The organism is Paracoccus broussonetiae (assembly GCF_031854425.1).
Classification (GTDB): Bacteria; Pseudomonadota; Alphaproteobacteria; order Rhodobacterales; family Rhodobacteraceae; genus Paracoccus; species Paracoccus broussonetiae.
On sequence record NZ_JAVRQI010000024.1, the window covers coordinates 31,100 to 49,715 of the forward strand.

The 18,616-nt window shown below is 64.6% G+C and carries 19 protein-coding genes; 5 read left to right on the top strand and 14 right to left on the bottom strand.

Annotated features, from left to right (window positions below):
- Positions 1-4 precede the first annotated feature (4 nt).
- From RM190_RS21800 to RM190_RS21840, 9 genes are all read right to left on the bottom strand, one after another.
- The gene (locus tag RM190_RS21800) at positions 5-982 is read right to left on the bottom strand and encodes a cyclodeaminase (RefSeq protein WP_311761589.1); all 978 of its coding nucleotides are present in this window, start codon (positions 980-982) and stop codon (positions 5-7) included.
- Positions 979-1,956 (bottom strand): hydroxyectoine utilization dehydratase EutB, encoded by a 978-nt coding sequence (gene eutB / locus RM190_RS21805; RefSeq protein WP_311761590.1) that lies wholly within the window; start codon positions 1,954-1,956, stop codon positions 979-981. The genes RM190_RS21800 and eutB overlap by 4 nt, the downstream gene beginning before the upstream one ends.
- Positions 1,953-2,696, bottom strand: a complete 744-nt coding sequence (locus tag RM190_RS21810; RefSeq protein ID WP_311761591.1) for an aspartate racemase/maleate isomerase family protein — start codon at positions 2,694-2,696, stop codon at positions 1,953-1,955. Before RM190_RS21810 ends, eutB begins: the two co-directional genes overlap by 4 nt.
- Complete coding sequence (gene ehuD / locus RM190_RS21815; RefSeq protein ID WP_311761592.1) at positions 2,693-3,355, bottom strand: ectoine/hydroxyectoine ABC transporter permease subunit EhuD; 663 nt, start codon at positions 3,353-3,355, stop codon at positions 2,693-2,695. The genes RM190_RS21810 and ehuD overlap by 4 nt, the downstream gene beginning before the upstream one ends.
- Positions 3,356-4,012 (bottom strand): ectoine/hydroxyectoine ABC transporter permease subunit EhuC, encoded by a 657-nt coding sequence (gene ehuC, locus RM190_RS21820; protein ID WP_311761593.1) that lies wholly within the window; start codon positions 4,010-4,012, stop codon positions 3,356-3,358.
- Positions 4,013-4,073: 61 nt separating this feature from the next.
- Complete coding sequence (gene ehuB, locus RM190_RS21825; protein ID WP_311761594.1) at positions 4,074-4,892, bottom strand: ectoine/hydroxyectoine ABC transporter substrate-binding protein EhuB; 819 nt, start codon at positions 4,890-4,892, stop codon at positions 4,074-4,076.
- A gap of 22 nt (positions 4,893-4,914) precedes the next feature.
- Positions 4,915-5,700: an ectoine/hydroxyectoine ABC transporter ATP-binding protein EhuA gene (gene ehuA, locus RM190_RS21830; RefSeq protein WP_311761607.1), complete on the bottom strand. Its 786-nt coding sequence runs from the start codon at positions 5,698-5,700 to the stop codon at positions 4,915-4,917.
- A 99-nt stretch (positions 5,701-5,799) separates the two neighbouring features.
- Positions 5,800-7,185, bottom strand: a complete 1,386-nt coding sequence (gene ehuR / locus RM190_RS21835) for a MocR-like ectoine utilization transcription factor EhuR (protein WP_311761595.1) — start codon at positions 7,183-7,185, stop codon at positions 5,800-5,802.
- Between the two features lie 54 nt (positions 7,186-7,239).
- Positions 7,240-7,515, bottom strand: coding sequence for a hypothetical protein (locus tag RM190_RS21840; RefSeq protein ID WP_311761596.1), 276 nt, complete (start codon positions 7,513-7,515; stop codon positions 7,240-7,242).
- 309 nt (positions 7,516-7,824) lie between these two features.
- Here RM190_RS21840 and RM190_RS21845 point away from each other — a divergent pair, with 309 nt between their 5' ends.
- Together RM190_RS21845 and RM190_RS21850 are read left to right on the top strand one after the other, a co-directional pair.
- Positions 7,825-8,646 (top strand): alpha/beta fold hydrolase, encoded by an 822-nt coding sequence (locus RM190_RS21845; RefSeq protein ID WP_311761597.1) that lies wholly within the window; start codon positions 7,825-7,827, stop codon positions 8,644-8,646.
- A 231-nt stretch (positions 8,647-8,877) separates the two neighbouring features.
- Positions 8,878-9,489 carry a response regulator transcription factor gene (locus tag RM190_RS21850; protein WP_311761598.1) on the top strand — a complete coding sequence of 204 codons (612 nt, stop codon included), beginning with the start codon at positions 8,878-8,880 and terminating at the stop codon, positions 9,487-9,489.
- Between the two features lie 16 nt (positions 9,490-9,505).
- Here the strand turns inward: RM190_RS21850 and RM190_RS21855 are convergent, their stop codons facing one another.
- The 4 genes from RM190_RS21855 to RM190_RS21870 all read right to left on the bottom strand — a co-directional run bounded on the left by RM190_RS21855 (position 9,506) and on the right by RM190_RS21870 (position 13,439).
- The gene (locus RM190_RS21855; RefSeq protein WP_311761599.1) at positions 9,506-10,945 is read right to left on the bottom strand and encodes a mechanosensitive ion channel family protein; all 1,440 of its coding nucleotides are present in this window, start codon (positions 10,943-10,945) and stop codon (positions 9,506-9,508) included.
- 114 nt (positions 10,946-11,059) lie between these two features.
- Positions 11,060-11,815: an SDR family oxidoreductase gene (locus RM190_RS21860; protein WP_311761600.1), complete on the bottom strand. Its 756-nt coding sequence runs from the start codon at positions 11,813-11,815 to the stop codon at positions 11,060-11,062.
- A 45-nt stretch (positions 11,816-11,860) separates the two neighbouring features.
- Positions 11,861-12,583 (bottom strand): alpha/beta fold hydrolase, encoded by a 723-nt coding sequence (locus RM190_RS21865; RefSeq protein ID WP_311761601.1) that lies wholly within the window; start codon positions 12,581-12,583, stop codon positions 11,861-11,863.
- Positions 12,584-12,854: 271 nt separating this feature from the next.
- Positions 12,855-13,439, bottom strand: a complete 585-nt coding sequence (locus RM190_RS21870; protein WP_311761602.1) for a glutathione S-transferase C-terminal domain-containing protein — start codon at positions 13,437-13,439, stop codon at positions 12,855-12,857.
- Positions 13,440-13,803: 364 nt separating this feature from the next.
- Here RM190_RS21870 and RM190_RS21875 point away from each other — a divergent pair, with 364 nt between their 5' ends.
- The 3 genes from RM190_RS21875 (at position 13,804) to RM190_RS21885 (ending at position 18,141) form a co-directional block, all read left to right on the top strand.
- The gene (locus RM190_RS21875) at positions 13,804-14,283 is read left to right on the top strand and encodes a carboxymuconolactone decarboxylase family protein (protein WP_311761603.1); all 480 of its coding nucleotides are present in this window, start codon (positions 13,804-13,806) and stop codon (positions 14,281-14,283) included.
- A gap of 201 nt (positions 14,284-14,484) precedes the next feature.
- The gene (locus RM190_RS21880; protein WP_311761604.1) at positions 14,485-17,694 is read left to right on the top strand and encodes a PAS domain-containing protein; all 3,210 of its coding nucleotides are present in this window, start codon (positions 14,485-14,487) and stop codon (positions 17,692-17,694) included.
- An 84-nt stretch (positions 17,695-17,778) separates the two neighbouring features.
- Entirely contained in the window at positions 17,779-18,141 is a 363-nt protein-coding gene (locus tag RM190_RS21885; RefSeq protein ID WP_311761605.1) for a response regulator, read from the top strand.
- A 321-nt stretch (positions 18,142-18,462) separates the two neighbouring features.
- Here the strand turns inward: RM190_RS21885 and RM190_RS21890 are convergent, their stop codons facing one another.
- Positions 18,463-18,600, bottom strand: coding sequence for an XdhC family protein (locus RM190_RS21890; protein WP_311761608.1), 138 nt, complete (start codon positions 18,598-18,600; stop codon positions 18,463-18,465).
- Between the last annotated feature and the right edge of the window lie 16 nt (positions 18,601-18,616).

The window sequence follows — 18,616 nt, forward strand, 5'->3', positions numbered from 1 at the left end:
GCTCTCAAAGGGAAAACTGCGCGCCGGCCCCGGCGGCTTGCGCGCGGGACAGGGCAAGGGCTGCGATGGCGGTGTCCTGGATGCCGGTGCCGGTCAGGTCGGCCAGGGTGATCTGGTCGGGGCTGGTGCGACCGGCGGCGAGGCGGGCGATGATCTGCCCAAGCTCGTGAAAGTCGCGATGGACAAGCGCGGAATGATGCAACTCGCCCAGCCGTCGGGTCTGCGACAGCCGGTCGGCGACGTAATAGGCCGCATCGATCAGGTCGGGTGCGATCTCGTTCTTGTGCTCGGCATCCGATCCCATGGCGGTGACATGGGTTCCGGGCCGGACATCGGCAGCTGACAGGATTGGCTTGTCGGCGGGGGTCGTGGTGACGATCGCGTCGGCATCGCGTGTCGCCTCGGCGACAGTGCCCGCGGAAGAGACGGCGATGCCAAGCCGCGCACCCATCTCGGCCGCAAATGCATCTGCCCGCTTCGGATCGCGTGCCCAGACTGCGGCGCTTCTGATCGGGCGCACCAGCGTCAGCGCCTGCAACTGCATCCGCGCCTGCATGCCCGCACCCAGCACGGCGGCACGCTCTGCGTCCTCGCGCGCCAGATGGCGTGCGGCGACGGCACCGGCGGCTGCGGTGCGGATGTCGGTCAGATAGCCATTGTCCAGAAGCAGCGCCTCGACCAGCCCGGTGCGTGCCGAAAGGACGACCATCATCCCGTTGGTCGAAGGCAGGCCCAGCTTGGGATTGTCGAAGAAGCCGGGGCTGATCTTGATCGCGAAATGGTCAAGGCCGGGAATATAGGCGGTCTTCACATCCACCTCTCCGCGATGCTCGGGAATGTCGAGGCGCAGGATTGGCGGCATCGCGACGGGCTGGGTCGCCAGCGCGCGGAAGGCATCCTCGATGCAATCGACGGCGGCAAGGTCCAAGGGCACCAATCGGCGCAGGTCGGCTTCGGTCAGGATGGTGACGGGGTTTCTCATGCCGGCTCCACGCGATTTGCGCCCGCCATGATGCGGGCATGAAGGCCGGGGTCGATATTCGCCCCGGACAGCAGCGCGACAGTGGGACCCGACGGGCGAAACGCGCCCGACAGCAGGGCGGCGATGCCGACGGCGGCCGCGCCCTCGACAACATGGCCCAAGCGGCCCAGATGACGCAGGCCGTCCGCGATCCGGTCTTCGGGGACAAGGATCACTTCATCCAGCAGGTCGCGGCACAGTGCAAAGGTGACGCGGTTGCCAAGGCCGATGCCCCCGCCAAGCGAGTCGGCAAGGCTGGCCGTCTCGGCCAGTTCGACCGGGTGGCCGGCGGCTATGCTGGCCGCCATGACCGCGCCGCCTTCCATGCTGAGGCCGACGATACGCGCCTGCGGCGCCAGCGCCCTGACCGCCAGCGCGATCCCCGCCGCCAGGCCGCCACCAGACAGCGGCACCAGCACGGCATCAAGATCGGCGACTTGTTCGACGATTTCGATCCCCAGCGTGCCCTGGCCCGCGACGATTGCGGGATCGTCAAAGGGCGGGATCTGCGTCATGCCCTTGTCGCGGACCAGGCGCGCGACCTCGGCCATCGCCTCGTCCTGACTTTCACCGATGATGCGGACCTCGGCGCCAAGCTGGCGCACCGCCGCGACCTTGTTCGCGGGAACCAGCCGCGACAGGCAGACCGTCGCCGGAACGCCAAGCGCATGGGCGGCATGGGCCAGCGCGCGGCCGTGATTGCCCGTCGATGCCGTGACCACGCCCCGCGCCAATGCCTCGGGCGGCAGCGACAGCAGCGCGTTCGTCGCGCCCCGCAACTTGAACGATCCCGTGTCCTGCAGATGTTCGCATTTCAGCAGGACCGGGGTCCCAAGGCCCGCCGACAGCATTTCGTCCCGCAGCATCGGGGTCTGGCGGATCCGGCCCCGGATGCGCTGGCGGGCCGCGCGGATATCGTCGATCCCAAGGTTCATGCCAGCCTCATCAACTGGCCGGGACCGCCGATGCCCGCATGACCGCAGGCCCGAAGCGCCGCCCAAAGCGTTGCCGAATTGGCCGAGACCACTGGAACGCCAAGCGCATCCTCGATCCGGTCGATGATCCCGGCGGCACGGACCGCGGTGCAGGCGATGAACAGGGCCTGGCTGTCCGGGGCCAGTGCCGCCCGCGCGGCGTCGATGATCGTTTCATGCGACAGGCGGGCCATGGCGCGGTCATCCGTCAGGTTCAGGCAGGAGACGCCCTGCAACCCAAACCCGCCCATCTCGAAACATTGCGCCATGGGGGCGGTCGTCTGCGGGGTATAGGGGGTCAGCAGGCTGATACGGTCCGCGCCCAACGCGCGCAGGGCCGCAAATCCGGCCGAGATCGGGGTGATCGCCTGTGTTCCGGGCTTGCCCTGCCGGATCGCGTCGCACACCTGCGCGTCGCCGATCACGACCGAGGCCGAGGTGCAGCTATAGACGACCGCCTCCAGCGTCTCGTCCGGCAGGATCAGCGCGGCGGCGGCGGTCACGTCCCCCGCCATAGCGGCCAGGGTCTCGGGCGTGACCGGGTTCGCAAAGGGGATGCGCGTCGCATAAACCCCGATCCCCCGCGCCGGCAGGACCGAAAAGTCGACCTCGGTCGTATGGTCGGTGGCCAGCGTCACCAGTCCGATCCGGGCGCTAAGCGGGCGGTCGTCCAGCCGGATGGGTTGGGTCAGGATGTTCATTGGCGCGGGATCCTTCCAAAGCGGCGTTCCAGCCAGCGCAACGCGATGACCGAGATCACGCTGACGATCAGGAACATCACGCCCACCAGCGTCATCGGCTCGACATAGCGATAGGACGAATTCGCGACCGATTTCGCCTGGTTCATCAGCTCGACCACGGTGATGGCCGACAGCAGCGGCGTTTCCTTGAACATGGCGAGCAGATAGTTGGCCATCGCGGGGATCATCGGCGGCACCGCCTGCGGCAGCACGACATGGGTCCAGGTCTGGCGCGTGGTCAGGTTGGTTGCGCGCGCCGCCTCCCACTGGCCACGGGGCACGGCCTCGATCCCGCCGCGATAGACCTCGGCGGCATAGGTCGCGTAATGCAGCCCCATGCCGATGACCCCAGCCGTCAGCGCGGGCAGGCTGATCCCGATATCGGGCAGGACGTAGAAGATGAAGTAAAGCTGCACCAGCAGCGGCGTGCCGCGGATGAATTCGACGACGAAGCCGGTGATCCGCGCCAGCCAGCGGTTCGGCGACCGGCGCAGGATTGCAAAGACCAGCCCCAGTACCGCCGCGACGATCGCGCCAAGGAAGGTGGCCAGCAGCGTGATCCGAAAGCCCTGAAGCAGCGTGGGCAGGATCGAGCGCGCGAATTCCCAGTCCCATTCCATCTAGCGCACCCCGTCCAGCCCGCGCGTCACGCGGCGCTCCAGCCTGCGCATCCCGAATGAGATCGCAGACGACATCGCGAAATACAGCAGCAGGATCGTGGCAAAGGGCAGAAGCGTGCTGCCGGTCTGCGACCGCACCACCTGCGCCTGAAACGTCATGTCCGACAGAGAGATCAGCGACACGACCGAGGTGGCCTTCAACAATTCGATGGCGTTGTTGCCGAAGGTCGGCAGCATCAATGGCAGGGCCTGCGGCAGGATGACATGCCGCATCCGCTGGAATCGCGTCAGGTTGCAGGCGACGCAGGCCTCGGACTGGTCGCGGGGAACGGCCAGGATCGCGCCCCGCACCACTTCGGCCCCATAGGCGCCGACATTCAGCCCCAGCGCCATGACCCCGGCCTGCATCGGTGAAAGCTGGATGCCGGTCATCGGCAGCACGAAATAGATCCAGAACAGCTGGACGAAGATCGAGGTGCCGCGGAAGAACTCGATATAGATCGTGGCAATCCAGCGCAGAGCGGCCGAGCCCGATACCCGCGCCAGTCCCGCGGCAAAGGCCACGACCAGCGCCAGCGCCGATCCCATCACCGTCAGCTTGACCGTGATCCACGCCCCCTGAAGGATGAGTGCAAGATATCCTGCCCAGTCGCCCATGCGCTGATGCCTGCCTTCCTTGTCCGGTTGATCGGGGCGGAGCTTCGGTCCGCCCCCGCCTTCACTCGCCGCAAAGCTTCGCGCGCGAGGTCGAGATCGCGGCCGCCGCCGAGAAGCCGTAGGGCTCGACGATCTTGGCGAATTCGCCCGATTCCTTCATCTTCGCCAGTTCGACATCGAAGGCGTCCCGCAGCGCGGTGTCCTTTTTGTTGAAGGCCGCGCCGTCGCAATAGACGGGCGCGCCCTCGACCGGGGCAAAGACCTCAAGCTTGGCGTCGCCGGATTTGGCCAGCAGGTCGTTCAGCGACAGGACCGGCAGCGAATAGGCGTCGATGCGGCCGTCCTGCACCATCTTCAGTCCCGATTGCGGGTCGGGCACCACGATCAGGCGGTCGCGGGGAACGCCGGCATCCAGCGCCAGCTTTTCCTCGGTCCCGCCGCCGGGGGCACCCAGCTTGGCCGAGGCGTCGCTCGCGAAATCGGCATAGGACTTAAAGCCCTTGGGATTGCCCTTGGGCACCAGCAGCGCCTCGGCATCGCAAAGGATCGGTTCGGAATAGGCGACGGCCTGGCACCGTTCGGGCTTCATGAACAGCCCTGCGGTGATGGCGTCGACGCGGCCCGCCTGCAGGCTGGGGATCATCGCGCCATATTCGGCGATCGAGGCCTCAAGATCCTTGACGCCCAGCTTTTCAAAGACGGCGCGCGCGACATCCGGGGCCGCGCCCGAGACCTTGCCGTCCGACGCGACCGCCGTATAGGGCGGCTCGTTGCCGATGGCGATGCGCACGAAGCCCTGCTCTTTCAGGTCTTCCAGCTTGTCGGCCAGTGCGGGCAGTGGCGCTGTCAGAAGCAGCGCGGCAATCAGGCATTTCCTCATCATTCTCTCCTGTCGGTTGGCATCACACGCGCTGTCCGGCGGCGATGATCTTGCGCAGGAAGGACTTCGTGCGGTCCTCTTGCGGCGCGGTGAAGATCTGGGCGGGCGGGCCCTGTTCGACGATGCGGCCCTTGTCGAAGAACAGGACGCGGTCGGCGAAGTCATGGGCGAAGCCCATCTCATGGGTGACAAGCAGCATGGTCATGTCGGATTCGGCGGCCAGGCGCTTCATGACCTCCAGCACCTCCTCGACCAGTTCGGGGTCAAGCGCCGATGTCACCTCGTCGAACAGCATGATCTGGGGTTGCAGCGCCAACGCCCGCGCGATGGCGACCCGTTGCTTCTGCCCTCCCGACAGTTGCGAAGGCATGTAATCCGCCTTGTCGGACAGCCCGACCATCTCCAGCAGGTCGCGCGCGCGCTTTTCGGCGCTGGCGCGGCCTTCGCCCTTGGTCAGCATCGGGGCCAGCGTGATGTTCTGCAGGACGCTCTTGTGGGGGAACAGGTTGAAGTGCTGGAAGACCATGCCGATATGGCGGCGCATCTTGTGCAGATGCGCTTCGTCGGCTGGGACCTCTGCGCCGTTTCGCGCCATGTGGTAAAGCGGCTCGCCGCAAACTTCGATCCGCCCCCCCGAGATGCTTTCCAGTGTCATCAGAATGCGCAGGATGGTGGTCTTGCCCGAACCGGACGGTCCGATCAGGGCCAGCTTCTCGCCCTTTTTTACGTCGAAGTTCAGCCCGTCGATGACGGTCAGCTTGCCAAAGGACTTTCGCAAATCCTGGATGCGGATGATCGGCTGGTCCAAGGTCGGTTCCCCCGTCGTCATGAAGGGAACTTTGCAACGCTATTAAATCAGGTCAATGATTAAATAATATCATGACAATTTTACGCCAATGGTTGCCTGTCAAACAAGCGGCAGAAGCGGTTCGGCGTTGCTGCCCAGGGTTTCCGCGACCAGCGTCAGGCCGCGCCGCAATTCCTCGGTCCCGGTTGAGCCAAGCGCGATCCGCACGGCCTCGCGCCGGTCCCGCTCGCCCAGACGAAAGGCGCGGCCCGAGGCGATGGCGACTCCGCGCTGGCGGGCCTGGGCGACGAATTCCTCTTCGTCGCGGCCGGGGGGCAGTTCCAACCAGACATGCAGGCTTTGCGGATGTGCGCGGAAGGCCCCGGCACCCAACACTTCGCGCGCGATCCGGTGGCGGATCCCCAGGGCCTCGCGCTGCCATTCGATCAGTTGGTCGACGGTGCCGTCCAGGATCCAGTGACTCAGCAGCTCGACCATGGCGGGGGTAGCCATCCAGTTCGTCACCAGGTGGCGGTTCGCGGTCCCAGCGGCCAGGCGCGGCGGCGACACCAGCCAGGCGATCCGCAAGCCGGGCAGGGTGGTCTTGGTAAAGCCGTTGATATGCAGGGTGCGTTCCGGTGCCAGCGCGGCCATAGGCGGCGGCCTGTCGACGATCATCTGGTTCAGCATGTCGTTCTCGACGATCAGCAGGTCGTGGCGACGCGCGATCTCGGCCAAGGCGGCGCGGCGGTTTTCGCCGGTCATGATCGCCATCGGGTTGATCGCGGCGGGCTGCATATAGACCGCACGCAGGTTGCCCTTACGCGCCAGCGCATCCAGTGCCTCGGGCAGGATTCCGTCATCGTCGATGGGCAGCGCTTCCAGATGCAGGCCCAGATATTTGCACAGCGGCATCAGCAGGTGATGGGTCAGCGCCGCCGCCGCCAGCGTCCCGCCGGGGGGAACCGCGCTCATCACCGCGGTGGTGATGGCCGAGGTCGCACCGTCCGCGATTGTGATGCAGTCCGGCGCGGTGTCGATCCCCCCGCGCCGCAGCCAATCCGCGGCGATCTGGCGGTGCCGCGGCAGGACCGAGTTCGGGCGAAAGGACAGTGCGGCTGCCCCCGTCAGGTTGTCCGCGATCCAGTGCAGCCCTTCGCGGAAACGCTCGACATGCATGCGGTCGGTGACGGGTTTCAGGATCGACAGGTCAATCAGCTCTCCCGGCCGCTCTGCCAGATAGGGGGGGCTGTTTTCCGCCCCCGCCGGCAGCACGAAAGACCCGCGTCCCACCTCTCCCACGATCAGGCCGCGGCGGATAAGCTCATCATAGGCGCGCGAGACGGTCTGCACCGACAGGCCCAGGTCGTCGGCCAGCTTGCGCTGCGGCGGCAGCCGGGTTCCGGCGGGCAGATGGCCTTCGCCGATCGCGCGGGCATATTGGTCCGCAAGCGAAAGATAGGCGGGGCGGCGCAGCATTGCGGGATCGGGATGCCATATTGTCATGGAACGAAATTAGATAAATCGTGACAATTGGCAAGGGCATCCAGGTCAATATGGCTACGCGTCGGGATGTGAATAGCCCAGCACCCGACCCGAGGCATCGACATCGCAAAGATGCCGCCGGCTGCCATCGATTGCCTCGACCTTGGCGATGCCGCCGGTTTCTGACAGCCAATGCGACGTGACCTCGATCTGCGGGCGTCCGACATGCGCGGCGATGGTCGCGGTGCAGGCCGCCTCCTGCCGGACGTGAAGATCGCCGCCGTCCGGTGCCTTTTCGGCCGCCGCGCAGGCCGCCAGCAGGACCGGGCAAAGGATCAGCAGGCGCAGCATGGCAAACCCCTTGGAGAACGCGAGGACGGGACGAGGATAGCATGGGCCGGGGATTGGCGCATCCTGTTCCGCGGTCGCGCCGGAACCACCTGGCGCGCGCCGCGGGGATTGCAGTCCGGTCGGGTTTTCCGGCCTGCGGGCAGACCGGCGAAGGCGTGGACTGTACGACCGTGTGGCCACCGTCCGCCATGGATCTATGGACCCCATCCCCCGGCATGGCCGGACATGTGCCCAAGGTGAATATGCGAGCTGGCCCGGGGGCGGCATTCTTTTGCCGCAAACCATTCAGCATCGAAAGGTAACAAGGACATGGGCCGCTTCAGCACCAAAGATGGCACCTCGATCTATTACAAGGATTGGGGCGCCGGGCCGGTCGTCACATTCTCGCATGGCTGGCCGTTGAATGCCGATGCCTGGGACAGCCAGATGCTGTTTATGGCGCAGAACGGCTTTCGGGTCATCGCCCATGATCGCCGCGGACATGGCCGCTCCAGCCAGCCGTCGACGGGCAACGACATGAATGGCTATGCCGACGATCTTGCCCAGTTGATCGAGACGCTGGACCTGCGCGACATCACCATGATCGGGCATTCCACCGGCGGTGGAGAGGTCGTGCGCTATTTGGGGCGGCATGGTGCCGAAAGGGTGGCACGCGCGGTTCTGATCGGGGCCGTGCCGCCGATCATGGTGAAGACACCTGCCAATCCCGAGGGGCTGGCGCCGGACGTGTTCGACGGGCTGCGCAGCAGCCTGCTGACCGACCGATCGCAGTTCTATCGCGACTTCGCCCAACCCTTCTATGGCGCGAACCGGCCCGGCAGCGACATTTCCCAGGCGGTGCTGGATCAGTTCTGGCTTTCGAGCATGCAGGCGGGCCTGTTGAACGCCCATGACTGCATCAAGGCATTCTCGGAAACCGATTTTACCGAGGATCTGGCAAAGATCGAACTGCCGGTCCTGCTGATCCATGGCGAGGATGACCAGATCGTGCCCGTGGACGATTCGGCACGCAAGGCGGTGCGTCTGCTGCGCGATGGCCGTGCGATCTTTTACCCGGACGCGCCCCACGGCCTGACGTCGACCCATCGCGATCAGGTCAATGCGGATCTTCTTGCGTTCCTGAGAACCTAGTCCGAGCGCCGGATCGGGGAACAGCCGCCCGCCGATGATGCGGGCGGTCAACCTTGCATGCCCGGCCCCGGCGAAGGTCGGGACTTCCCCAACTGGTCGGGCGGGACTAACATGTCCCACGGAATCAGGTCGTTTTATCCTTGGGTTAGCGGCCAAGTCGGCAAGAAGCGCCTGCACTGGGAGGTGCCGCGAATGAAGGCGACCAATTCAGAAGATCCGCAGCGCCCTTTCGTGACCCTGGTCGATGATGATGTGAATGTCCGCGAAGCGATGGGGGCATTGCTGGAATCGGTCGGGATCGAGTCTTTCGCCTTCGCCTCGGCTCGCGACATGCTGAACGCGACCCTTCCCGATCGTCCGGGCTGCTTCCTGCTTGATGTCCGCATGCCGGGGCTGAGCGGGCTGGACCTGCAGCAGCACCTTGCCAGCAAGGGGATGAACATGCCGGTCGTCTTCCTGACCGGACATGGCGATATCGCCATGAGCGTCGAGGCGATGAAGGCGGGCGCGCTGGATTTCCTGACGAAGCCGGTCCGCGACCAGACCTTGCTTGACGCGGTGCTGAAGGCCATCGCCATCGATGTCGACCGGCGCGAGGCCGCTGCCGAAACGCGCTTGCATTCGGGCCATTTCAGGACGCTGACATCGCGCGAACGCCAGGTGCTGAAGCTGGTGGTGGGCGGCGCCATGAACAAGCAGATCGCCTTTCAGCTGGGAATAAGCGAGGTCACGGTCAAGCTTCACCGCAGCAGCATGATGCGGAAGATGCAGGCAAGCTCGGTCCCGCAGCTTCTTAACGCATGGCAGGCGATCCCCGACAGCCTTCGCGCAGCCGACAACTGAGGTTGCTCGCGCAGATCTAGCGGCGCAGCATGTCGTGAAGCGTGCGCAGGAATATCCCCGTATTCGCGCTGGCTTGTCCCGGTGCTGACGCCACGTTGGCCGCGTTGGCTGTGCTGCGCTGGCGGTCCAGGATTTCGGTGCGGAATGCCGGGTGATCGCGCAGCATCGCCTGACAGGCGTGATGGTCAAGTTCATAGACCTCAAGCGCAGTCAGCGCCCTGACTGTCGACGGATCATCGGCCGCAAGTTCGCCGATGATGTCCCCCGCTGACAGCCTCCGGATTTCCGTTTCGGCCAGCGACCTGACGGCCGCCCCCGAACGGATGATCATGAGGCCCGGAACGCCGCCCGTGGGCAAAAGTTCGTCGCGCGGGAAATGTCGCAGGCGGGCGTCCTGGGCCATCGCCGTGATCTGGTCATCCGACAGGCAATCGGCTGCCGGGTTGGAGCGCAGAAGCTCTTGCGCCGATTGGGGCTTGGCTGCGGGGATTGCGGCCTCACTCCACAGGATCGTCGCCGATTTCGGCGGTGCCAACGCGATACCGCTGGCCCTGCATTGGCGATAGACCAGATCGGCAACCTCGTTCCTGGCGCCAATGCGTTCGGCTGGGTGGCTGACATAGAAAAGCAGGTCGATATCCATCGCCAGCGCGTCCAGCCCCTTGAGGGAAACCAGCGGCGCATGGCCATGATGCGAGTGGTTCGAGGCCAGCATGGCCTGTCGGATGGTCTCAAGCACGACTTGGGGGCTGTGGGTCGGGGTGACGCGCAGTTGCAGGGCGACCTGATGTGCTTCGTCGGGGCGGCTGACATTGGTCAGCCCGATCTTGGCCAGAAAGCTGTTTGGCAGGACCACGATATTGTTCGTCGCCGTCAGCAGGTGGGTCGAGCGCCATGTGTTTTCCACGACGCGGCCCTCGGTGCCGTCCGCAAGCAGGATCCAGTCTCCGATCCCATATGGACGGCCCAGGGTCAGGGCCAGTCCCGAAAAGACGTCGTTCAACGTGCTTTGCAGCGCAAGGCCCAGGATGATGGCGATGATCCCCGATGTTGCCACCAGTGTCCCGATCGCAATGCCGAACACATAGGCGAGGGCGGAAAGCGTGACGCCAAGATAGATGGTCGCAACGATCAGATCCTGCAGCAGCCTTGCCTCGCGCGGGCGACCGTCAAGAACGACATAGATGCGCACGAAGCCGATTGTCGCCCAGGCCAGATGGACCCACCAAAGCAGCTTGGCCGCCACCAGCAAGGTGCCGTTGCCATTGGAAAGGGGCTCGTAACGTGTCGGCGCGATACCCTGAGCGACCAGAATCGCGGTCATGGCGGCAAAGAACGCGATTTGTGTTATCAGCCGGGCATTGGGGCGATTGCGGCCCTGCAGGTGCCAGATGACGATGCCGGCAATACCCAACAGCACGATCTGCATGAGCGGGGAAATGGGAAGTTCGGGCATGATCCGGGATCTCCGAAGGCAGTGAGCGCGGATCGCGACGGGCGCGTCCGCGGTTCGTCCTTGCACGGGCTGTTCGTGTAACCGGGGAGGGCTGATGCCCCCCCGGTCGGTGGGTCACGCCCTGGCGAGCTGCGGGGCAAGCCAGTCTTCGAAATCGATCCGCCCGATCCGCGCCTTGCCTGCAGGGACCAACGAGGCGTCGTTCAGCTCGACCCCGAAATAACGAGCCTGGGGATCCGCCACCACCTGGTGCGGATCGTTGGTCAGTTTAAGGAAATGGGCGACGATCTCGTTCAGGCGCAGCTTTTCCGGGCCGGCAATCTCGATCGTGCCATTCACGGGTTGCGCCAATGCGGTTTCGGCCATGACATCTGCGACATCGTCCGAGGCGATGGGCTGAATGAAGGCCGGCGACAGGCGGATGCTGTCTCCGACCGCAGCGGATTTCGCGATCGCGCCCATGAACTCGAAGAACTGCGTCGAATGAACGATGGTGAAGGGGATGCCAGATGCCTGGATAAGCTGTTCCTGCGCCAGCTTCGCACGGAAATAGCCGCTGTCCTGCAGACGTTCGGTTCCGACGACCGACAGGGCGATGTGATGACCGACCCCCGCTTCGATCCCGGCCTTCAGAAGGTTGTGGCCGGCGGTGCGGAAGAATTCCATGGCGGCGTCGTCCTCGAACGAGGGCGAGTTGGCCAGATCGATCACGACGCTTGCGCCGGAAAGCGCCTCGGCCAGACCCTGTCCGGTGATCGTGTCGACCCCGGAATTCGGCGAGGCGGCGATCACCTCGTGGCCCTTGTCGCGCAGCCTGCTGACGGTTTTCGAACCGATCAGGCCGGTTCCTCCGATGACGACGATCTTCATTGCAATCTCCTTTGGGTGCGGAACGGGAACGGGGGGAAGCGGTGTCTATTGCGCCAAGGCGGCATCGGCGATCAGGTCGGCGACTTCGTCGGGATGGGACACCATGACGGCGTGCGATGCGCCGTCGATCACCACAGTTTTCACGGCCTTGGCGCGATCGGCCATGAAATGAAGGACATCCGGCGGGATATTGAGGTCGCGCGATCCATAGATGACGTAGGTCGGAAGCACCTTCCAGGAAGCGGTGCCCGAAGGCTCTGCCAGCGCGGCCTGCGCCACCGGGCGCTGGGTAAAGGCCATCAGGTCCGCCTGCTCGTCCGGGACGTCGGCGGCGAACTGGGCGTGGAACTTGGCCGGATCGATGTAAAGGTCGGTCTCGCCCTGCGGCAGGTTGGCGGGAACAAGCGCGGCGGCCAGCGTGCTGCCCGGAAACTTCGATGAAAGTGTCAGGCTGGATTCGCCCGGTTCGGGCAGAAAGCCCGCGACATAAACCAGTGCCTTGACATTGGGATGGCCATTCGCCGCCTCGGTGATGACAGGACCGCCATACGAATGGCCGACCAGAACCACCGGGCCATCGATCGCCGAAATCGCGGCCCCGACCGATGCCGCATCGGACACGACACCACGAAGCGGGTTCGCAGCGGCAATCGCGCGATAACCCTTGGCGGCTAGGCGGGTGATGACTGCGTTCCAGCTTGCGGACTCTGCGAAGGCGCCGTGCACCAGCACGATCGTCGGCTTTACGCTGTCAGCGGGTTGCGCCATGGCGCCCAGGGGTTGGGCAAGGATCGCGCCTAGCGCAAGGAGTTGCGGGATAGGGTGCATGTGTGCCTCCGGTCGGCCCGTCCTGGGCGATTGGCCAGAGCATGCGCCCGGCAGCCGGCGGCTAGCTATCCTACTGGGGTGTCTGTCACCCTATGCCTGAGTATGAGGCGTGATGCGCAGATCGGTCGGGGCGGCTGGCCGGAAAGCGGAACGAACGCGGGCCGGGTGACACGGCACCCGGCCCGAAGATCATGGACGGGTATTGTCTCGGTCAGGCCAGCCCCTCGGCCCGCAGCGCCGTTCTTACGGCGGGCCGGTCCCGCATGGCATCGCGCAGCGCGGCAAGACGGGGTGGAACCTCGACCCCGAAACGCTCGGCCCAAAGCAGCATGACGAAAAGATAGAAATCGGCCACCGTGGGATCATCCCCGAACAGATAGACCGAGGTCGCACCGTCTTCGATCAGCCGGAAATGCGCCGCGATGCCGGGTCGTGCGTCGTTCCGGTCGGCCTCGGACGCGGCATGCCACATGGGCTTGAAGCTTCGGTGCAGCTCGGTCGAGATGAAAGCCAGCGCCTCAAGCAGTCGCGTGCGGGCAAATGCTCCGGCGCCGCCCAGCTTGGGATACTGCGCCGCCAGCCAATCGAGGATCGCGATGTTTTCGGTCAGTGTCTCGCCGTTGTCGAGGATCAGCACCGGCACATAGGCCTTTGGCGTGATCTGCGCGAAGTCGCGGCCAGCGAGCGTGCGCTTGGTTTGCAGATCGACCTGCTCCAGATCGAAGACCGCGCCTGCTTCCCGCAGCGCGATGTGATCGGCAAGACTGCAGGCGAGGGGGCTGTAATACAGTTTCATGGGTGGCGTCCTTGTGGGTTCGGGCATGCCCTTTGGCATGCAAAGTCGCCTTGCCCTTTGTGGCGCGGCTCAGCGTGATCCTGACCCATCCCCGAAGTCCGCGGCATCATCCCTGACGACAGGGTGACCCATGCCCGAAGCTGGGGTTCCCGCGCCTTGCGATGGCAGCGGGCTGACCCCGGGGGCGGTCGCGCCCATGACTGCGCAGAGGTGGCACCAGCCTTTCCCGCCCGCGGTCCCGCTGGCGTCTCCGATGGATCAGGTCAGGCCGCACTTAGGCATGGTGGATGGCACCGACCCCGGACCGCCATGCTTGAAGCCGATCCTGATTGACGGATTGTTCAACCAAACCAAAGGAACGGCCATGACCCCGCGCGTAAACTATGCCCAGCAATCTCCTGAACTGTTGAAGAAATTCTCGGAGTTTCTTGCAGCAACCCGCGAAAGCTCGATCGAAGAGTCCATTCGCGATCTGGTCGCGATCCGTGCAGCGCAGCTGAATGGATGCACCTTCTGTCTGGACATGCATGTCAAGCAGGCCAAAATCCACGGCGAGCGCGAATTGCGCCTGTATCACCTGGCCTCGTGGCGGGATTCGACGTTGTTTGCCCCGCGAGAGCGCGCCGCGCTGGCCTGGACCGAGATCCTGACCAGGCTGCCCGAGCAGGGTGTTCCCGACGAGATCTATGACCGCGTGCGCACGCAGTTGTCGGAAAAGGAAATCTCGGATCTCAGCTTCATCGTGATGGTCGTCAATTCGTGGAACAGACTGAATATCGGCCTGAAACCCGAACCCGGTTCGGTCGACGGAAAATTCGGTCTGGACAAGGCCGGGCTGAACTGAACGCATCCCGCATCGCTGGAACCGGCGGACTTCGTCGGTTCCCTTGCCTGCCAGCCGCGCGGGCTGTCGCGCGGATGATAGGACGCCCAGCGTCCGCGTCACCTATCCCTTGGAACAGATGACTTTGCCGGTGCCCTCCAGATACGATCCCAGACCAGATGACTGGAACCACCATGCCTTCCTGCCCGGATGGAGCAAAACATGAAGCATCTTCTGCGGCACCGTCCTCCGCTGTGGCATCTTGGGATATTCATCGCCGCCTATGTGATGGCCAGCGGGTTTGCCCATCTGCTGGCGATCGTCCCCGGCACGGGCATTTCCATCTGGCCCTCCAGCGGGTTGTTCATGGCGGTGCTGATCTTTGCCCCCCGTACGGGCTGGTCCTGGTGGTGGTTGGGCGGGTTGCTGGCGGAGTTGCTTGGAAATGCCCTTTGGTTTCACAATCCGCTTGCCATCGCGGCCCTGATCTATGCCGGGAACGCGCTTGAGGCGACGGTAGGGGCGTGGCTTGTCATCCGGTTCTGTGGGCGGCCGGTTCATCTTGAGACACTGAAAGAGGTGCTGGCCCTGGTCCTGCTGGGGGCTGGGCTGGCCCCGGTCATCAGTGCCACGGTGGGCAGCGCGACGCTTGCATGGTTCGGGTTGCAACCCTTTGCGACCGCCTGGCCCCTTTGGTGGATCGGAGATGCGACCGGCGTTCTGATTGTCGCGCCGCTGGCGCTGGTCGTGTTTCACAACTGGCGCGGCAACGCGCGGTTTTCAGCCGCGAGATGGGCCGAGGCCGGCGTGCTTGCCCTGATCTTCTTCAGCATAGCCGCCCTGTCTCTCAGCGGGTATCTGCCCTTTGCCTATATCATCATGCCGCCGCTTCTGTGGGCGGCCGTGCGGTTCGAATTCAAGGGAGCCGCCGTCACGCTGGCCGTGCTTGCGCTGATAACGGGCGTCTTCACCCTGTCCGGGACCAGCGAGTTTGCGGGGGATCCCGAATCCCAGCGTCACCGGCAGATCATGCTGCAACTGTTTCTGGTGATTTCGGCATTCTCTGCCCTGATCGTCGCCGCGCTATCGCGCCAGCATCAGTTCGCGGAACTCACGTTGCGCAGAAGTGAGCATTCCCTGCGCGAGCTGATCGAAACCGTTCCCGCTCTGCTGTGGCGTCTGGCGCCCGATGGCGAGCCGACCTTCTTCAACAAGCGCATGGCAGAGTTTCTGGGTTTCGACATTGCCGAGATCCGGGGAAAGGATGCCCGCAGCCCCAGCGCCATCGAGCAGGCGGTGCATCCCGAAGATGCCGCCGAGTTGTCCGAGACCCTGCGGACCTGCCTTGTCTCGGGCGTCAGCTTCGCCATGCGATACCGGCTGCGCCGCGCTGACGGGCATTACCGATGGATGTCGAGCCGGGCCGAGCCCTTGCGCGACGAGGATGGGCAGATCGTCCAGTGGTACGGGCTGTGCCACGACATCGACGACCAAGTCTCGGCCGAAGAGGCGCTGGGGCGCCGCGAGCGAGAATTCTCGCAGATCGTGAACATGGTGCCGGTCCATATCCGGCGACTGACGGCAGCGGGCGAGCCGGCCTTCTTCAACCAGCGGCTTCTGGACTTCTTCGGTCTTGGGACCGTGTCCGAATTGGACAAGCCGGGGATGAGCCGGTTGGCTGCGGCCATCGGGACGCTGACGCATCCCGAAGACGCCGCGACCCTGCTGGAGACGGTTCGCCATTCCGTGGCGTGCGGGGAACCCTATTCGATGAAATACCGGATGCTGCGCGCCGACGGGACATGGCGCTGGGTCGATGGCCGTGCCGAGCCCTTGCGTGACCAAGCCGGCAATATCGAGCACTGGTACGCGATCTCTATCGATATCGACGACGAGACGCGGGCGCTGGAGGCCTTGCGCGAACGCGAGCGGGAATTGTCCCAACTGGTCGACATGGTTCCAAGCCTGCTGTGGCGTCTTAGCCCGACGGGTGAGCCGGTCTTCTTCAGCCGGCGCATGGTCGAGTTCCTGGGGGTGGATATCGGTGACTACGACACTGCGGAAATCAACGGGTTGGCCGCGGCCATCGCCGCGATCGTTCACCCCGAGGATGCGGCAAGGTTGTCGGACGCGCTGAACCACGCGTTGGCGACCGGGGAAAGCTTCTCGATGAACTACCGGTTGCGCCGGGTCGATGGCGCCTATCGCTGGATGTCGGGAAGGGGCGAGCCGTTGCGGGACGAGGAGGGGCATATCGTCCAATGGTACGGCCTTTGCCATGACATCGACGATCAACTGCGTGTCGAGGAAGCGCTGCGTGAACGCGAACGCGCCCTGTGGCAGTTGGTGGAAACCTTGCCCGCGATGATTGACTGCGCCGCACCGGATGGCGAGCCGATCTATCGAAGCCAGCAATTGCGAGAATTCCTGGGCTATGAACTGGAAGAGCTGGACAGGGCCGGAACGCCCCGGCTGGCAGGCACGCTGGATGCCGGGGTGCATCCCGACGACGTGGCAGGGGTCAAGGACAACTTTGGCCGGTCATTGACGAATGGTGAGCCTTATGCCCTGCGTCACCGGCTGCGCCGCTTCGACGGGGAATATCGCTGGGTGGAAACGCGCGCCGCCCCGATGCGCGATGCCGGGGGCAATGTCGTGCAGTGGAATGTGATCTATCTTGATATCGATGCCGAGGTGAGGGCGCAGGAAAAGCTGCGCTCGGCCCAGGACAGTCTTGCGCGTTCGACCCAGGCGGCCAGCCTTGCAGAACTTTCCGCGTCGATCGCGCATGAGGTCAACCAGCCGCTGACCGCAGTCGTGACCTATTCAGGCGCACTTCAGCGCTGGCTTTCCTGTGACCCGCCCAATCTTGAGCGGGCGCAGAACACGGTCGACCGCATCATCCGCAGCGCCGATGCCGCGGCCGATGTGGTTGGCCGCATCCGCGCGCTGTTCCGGCAATCCATGGAAACAAGGGACTGCACCCCGCTATCCGGCATCATCGCCGAGGCGCGCGACCTGATGGCGGAAGAGGCGGTGCGCCGGCGCGTTCGCGTCGCCCTGAACGTGGACGAGCAGCTTCCCGTCGTCGCGCTGGACCGGGTGCAGATCCAGCAGGTTCTGGTCAATCTGATGCGCAATGGAATGGACGCCATGAACGCGGTCAGGGACGAGCGTGTGCTGGAGATCCGGGCCCGGGAACTGTTCGGGATGGTGCAGGTCGAAGTCAACGATCAGGGATCGGGAGTCGAGTTCCCGGACCGCGTCTTCGAGCCATTCTACACCACGAAAGAGCAGGGCATGGGCATGGGCCTGGCAATCTGTCGATCCATCGTCGAGTCGCATGGCGGGCGCCTGTGGGTCGAGGAAGGCAGGCCTAGAGGCTCGACCTTCATTTTCACGTTGCCCGTCAGGGCGAAGACGGCGGCATGACCGGGGGGATGCGGACCCCCTGTCGCCGCGCGACCGATCAAGGTCACGGTGCTCGCGATCGCGCCGTGCGGAAGGAGGCATGAAGTGAACACGCGCAGGCCGATCGTGGCAGTCGTCGATGACGATCCCCGGGTTCTGGAATCGCTTGGCGAGTTGCTTGAGGCGTCGGATTACGGGGTCCGCAGTTTCCTGTCCGCGGATTCGCTGTTGGCCGAGGGACTGACGGGCGTGGACGTGCTTATCACGGACATAGGGTTGCCCGGCACGGATGGTTTCGAACTGCGCGAAATCGTGCGGCATTTGCATCCCGACCTGCCGGTTTTCCTGATCACCGGCCGACACGAGATTGCGGATCAGGAACGCGCCAAAGGAATTGGCGGGCTTTTCCGCAAGCCGTTCGACGCGCTCGCCCTGCTGTCCGCGCTTGGAGACGTGCTGAAAGAATAACGGCCCGCACGTCCGGCTGAAATTCGTCGGTCAAAGGGCGCTGCCGAAGCCCGCGACGAGCGATGGCCGCCATGGTAACGTGTCGGCGTCCGAACCCCGAACAGTCGATCAACGGCGGCGCGTTGTAGCGGAGCTTCACCATGACATCCACCCAGGACGATCCTTTCACCACCGTCCCGTTGCACCCCGAGGAAATCAAATCCACCTTCGATCTGCGGGTAGGAAGACATGTCTCCTTGCACGGCAGCGCCCGCATAACCCCGGCGGGCGTGATCAGTGCCGGAATTGCCGTCGCAGCAATGACCTTTGCATTGGGCTACGTCATATCGTCGATACAGCGCCGCAGGAGCTAGCCTGCGTCTCACCGCGTGCGAGCATTTGCCGGGCGCGGTCGATTGCCATGTATTCGAGCTGCCCGCCGCCGATGGTTCCTTGGATGGCTTTGGGCGTCACGATCATGATGGCGCCGGTTTCG